This is a genomic window from Yersinia pekkanenii (assembly GCF_001152565.1).
Lineage (GTDB): Bacteria > Pseudomonadota > Gammaproteobacteria > Enterobacterales > Enterobacteriaceae > Yersinia > Yersinia pekkanenii.
This window is the reverse complement of sequence record NZ_CQAZ01000135.1, coordinates 1-3,911: the sequence shown is the minus strand read 5'-3', so window position 1 is coordinate 3,911 and position 3,911 is coordinate 1. Positions and strand designations below refer to the sequence as shown.

The window sequence follows — 3,911 nt, the reverse complement described above, 5'->3', positions numbered from 1 at the left end:
GATTTTCCTGGGTATGAGAACAGTGAAAAATTTTCCGCATGGGCGAGAAAAATAAAAGCACAGCATCGACAGCACTATAAAATAGTCCCGGTTCCCGCTTATACCGACCAAAAAACCTGCGGTATCACCGTCCATTTCCTTCCCTGTGATCAGGTTAAAGTCACCACCAGTTGCTACGAGTATGGCCATCCTAACTACCCCATTAAAGAGCCTTTACGGATGAAGGAGCCTAAAGTATGTCCGAAATAAGCACCGATCTGGTCTGGTATCCACCCCAGTTTCCGAAACAAGGACGACTTCCCGCCAACGCGGCCCAGGTCGGTCAGAACTGCCGTCAGCAGGACAGCCAGGAGCGGGCCTACCATAATGAGCTGTGCCTCGCAGCAGAGCGCCGTGTCACTCCCCCCTGCAGCAAGACTCTGCACATCAGCCTGTTCTTTGACGGCACCGGTAACAACATGAATCACGACCTGTACGTTGCCGACCCGAAACACCCCACCAATATCGCCCGCCTGTTTAGGGCCACCATCGGCCAGGGGCATGCCGGAGGACTCGCCAGCAAAAATACCGCATTGACAGATATGCCCGAAAGCGCTGGCAACAAGTATTACAAATACTATATGCCGGGCGTAGGCACCCCGTTCCCGGAAATTTCAGACCTTGATTTCAGCATGGGTGGCCTCGCTGCCGCCACACACGGCGAAGACCGCATCAACTGGGGGCTGCTGCGCATCATTGATGCCCTCAGGCGCACGACGGGCCTGGAGAGAATGGATGACGGTGCCTGCTGGAAATCAGTTCAAGCGATGGCGACATCGATGGCGTCCTTCGGATTGAGCGGTAGCAGTAATCGCTATGAAGAGTTCCAGCGCCTTCTCAACGAACCTGAGCTGTTGAAAGCCCTGCGCACCGCCTTGCTATCTGCGGAACCAGGAAAACCCAAACTGCTGGGTATCAAGCTGTACGTCTACGGTTTTTCACGCGGTGCCGCCGCCGCCCGGGCATTCATCAGTTGGCTCAGTGAACTGCTGCCAAAACCCCGTGCTGAAGGGGAAAAACCGGAACAGTGTCTGGTCGCCGGTGACCTAAAAATCCCCCTCAGCGTAGAATTTATTGGCCTGCTGGATACCGTGGCCTCCGTAGGTATCCCCCACATGGCCCCGATTGCGGAAGGCCACATGGGCTGGGCCGACGGTAACCAGGCATTACCTGACGAAAAAATTTACGGCGGTCTGATAAAACGCTGTATCCATCTGGTGTCCTCCCACGAGCAGCGACTCTGCTTCCCGCTCGATTCCATTCGCCGCACCGATGGAAAATACCCGGCCAACAGCGAGGAAGTGGTGTACCCCGGCGTACATTCAGATTTGGGAGGTGGATATCCGCCAGGGGATCAAGGAAAAGCTAACGACAAAGACTTATTAGATAGATATCTTTTATCGCAAATACCGTTACACGATCTTTATGCCAATGCGTTCTCTGCTGGAGCACCATTAAAAGTACCGCCATCCTCCCTTTCTGATGATTTGAAAAAAGATATCTGGCGGAAATTATCCCCAGACCTTCAATTAGAATTCTTTATCGAACCGACACTAGTCAGGCGCTTCAACGCGTGGCGAACGCTGACATTAAACCTGCCTCCCGCAGAAGGCGAAGTCAGCACCGAGCAGGCCACAACCTACCAGCCACTACGCGCTGCCGTCAGCCTGGAAAAGGCCATGGAAGAGCAGACAGGTTGGATCACCGCCTGGCGCATCAACCGCTACGCCCACAGCACCTACAAAACACAACGCTTCTACATCGATTCTGCTGCTAACGGACTGGACAAACACAGCGATCCGGCACTCAGAAAAGCCGACGAAGAAAAACGCGCAGAAGTGCAGAAGAACACGGAACAGGAACGCCAGAGCATGGCCGCCGCCGCTAAAAACGGTGATTTTCTCCTTCTCCCTCAGGGGCCGAAGGACTTCGATGCGGCGCTGGGACAGACCCAGTTACGCCAGGCCGCAGAGGAGTTCAGAGAAGATTATCAGGGAGTATCACGCACCAACACCCAGGAATGGTACTTTGAGCCGGTCTATGGGCTCAAAAACGCGATTTTCCTTCTGAGTACCGACAACCGATACCCTGAATGGCTGCGCATGAAAACCGCCGGTGAAGTGCGATGTACTGTGCTATTCCCTGTGGCTGGTGAAACCAGTAATACCGAATTACCCGGGGGGCAGCTCCGCGCGCTTTTTGATGATCAGGTGCATGATTCCCGCGCCTGGTTTATGCACAATGCGTTTGGGGCGCGCGAACCCTGGGGCAGTTATTTTCTCGAGCGGATGATCTATTTTGGCGATAACAGTAATAAACCGCTGTCACCGCTGATGGTGGCTGGCGCGGTCGTTGGGGCGGCAACCCTGGTGGGCGGTGTCGCCTTTATCATTAAACAGAAAAAAATACAGGGTAAACTTCTGGGGTTGGCGGGCATGGCGGGAGCCATTTCGCTGGAAGCCCATGCGATGGATATTCTGTCCGGTAAGCCGCTGCCCATGTTGCCCGGCGCGGAATTGTTGCAGGCATTTACGCTCCAGCCTGGGGCGGTGGTGGCCCAGCAAAAAGGCGTCATTGAAGAGCAGCGACTGGTACAGGCAAAAACCACCATTCAGGAAAGATGGCTGGCGCAGGCACAGTCAACCGTCACCACATAAAAAAAGCCCTTCGGGGCTTTTTTTATTCCCGTAGGTCACCCTTATTGAACATAAAGGCACCACAATCAGAAGAGGAACGTCAGGATGAACCCGGAAAACACCCTAAATTTAGTCAAGCGTAAATACTAGTACGTAAATTATTTAATAAAATAACGGCATGATTATTAATGTTTTTTAGTCGTCAGATGGCATCTTTCGGGGAAATGTGCACGGAACCCCNGGTGGATATCCACCAGGGGATCAGGGCAAGGCGAACGGACCGGATGACAGCTTACTGTTGTCCCAAATCGCCCTCCATGAGATGTACGCCGCCGCATTTGCTGCCGGCGCACCATTAAAAGTCCCCGAGACCTCGTTGCCTGATGACATTAAAAAAGACATCTACCGACAATTACCGCCAGATGTCCAAGAAGAGTTTTTGATAAATCCTAACTTAATCGACCGTTTCAACGCCTGGCGCACCTTGACCCTTGGAATTCCTCTATCAACTGATATTATCAGTGGGCAGGAGGCGGTAAAATACCAGCCACTGCGCGCGGCCGTCAGCCTGGAAAAAGCCATGGAAGAACAAACGGCGTGGATCACCGCCTGGCGCATCACCCGCTACGCCAGCGGCACCTACAAGACAAAACGCTTCTACATCGACTCTGCCGCCAACGGGCTGGATAAACACAGTGATCCGGCCCTCAGAAAAGCCGACGAAGATAACCGGGCACTAATTCAGAAGAACACGGAACAAGAACGCCAGAGCATGGCCGCTGCCGCTAAAGACGGTGATTTTATCCTTCTCCCTCAAGGGCCTAAGGACTTCGATGCGGCACTGGGACAAACCCAGTTACGCCAGGCCGCAGAGGAGTTCAGAGAAGATTATCAGGGAGTATCACGCACCAACACCCAGGAATGGTACTTTGAGCCGGTCTATGGGCTCAAAAACGCGATTTTCCTTCTGAGTACCGACAACCGATACCCTGAATGGCTGCGCATGAAAACCGCCGGTGAAGTGCGATGTACTGTGCTATTCCCTGTGGCTGGTGAAACCAGTAATACCGAATTACCCGGGGGGCAGCTCCGCGCGCTTTTTGATGATCAGGTGCATGATTCCCGTGCCTGGTTTATGCACAATGCGTTTGGGGCCCGCGAACCCTGGGGCAGTTATTTTCTCGAACGGATGATCTATTTTGGCGATAACAGCAATAAACCGCTGTCACCACTGAT

The 3,911-nt window shown here is 53.4% G+C and carries 3 protein-coding genes; all 3 read left to right on the top strand.

Going from position 1 to position 3,911, the window contains the following annotated elements:
* Positions 1-249 (top strand): DUF3304 domain-containing protein (locus tag AEP37_RS25475; RefSeq protein WP_156168763.1); only part of this gene is annotated, 249 nt, incomplete at its 5' end.
* Positions 237-2,696: a T6SS phospholipase effector Tle1-like catalytic domain-containing protein gene (locus tag AEP37_RS23245; protein WP_049615547.1), complete on the top strand. Its 2,460-nt coding sequence runs from the start codon at positions 237-239 to the stop codon at positions 2,694-2,696. The genes AEP37_RS25475 and AEP37_RS23245, both read left to right, overlap by 13 nt.
* A 301-nt stretch (positions 2,697-2,997) precedes the next feature.
* Positions 2,998-3,911 (top strand): T6SS phospholipase effector Tle1-like catalytic domain-containing protein (locus AEP37_RS28015; protein WP_456243161.1); only part of this gene is annotated, 914 nt, incomplete at its 3' end.

Bases quoted from the DNA above. Each gene is read 5' to 3' on its own strand.
- AEP37_RS23245 (WP_049615547.1), top strand. From the start codon at position 237: ATGTCCGAAATAAGCACCGATCTGGTCTGGTATCCACCCCAGTTTCCG.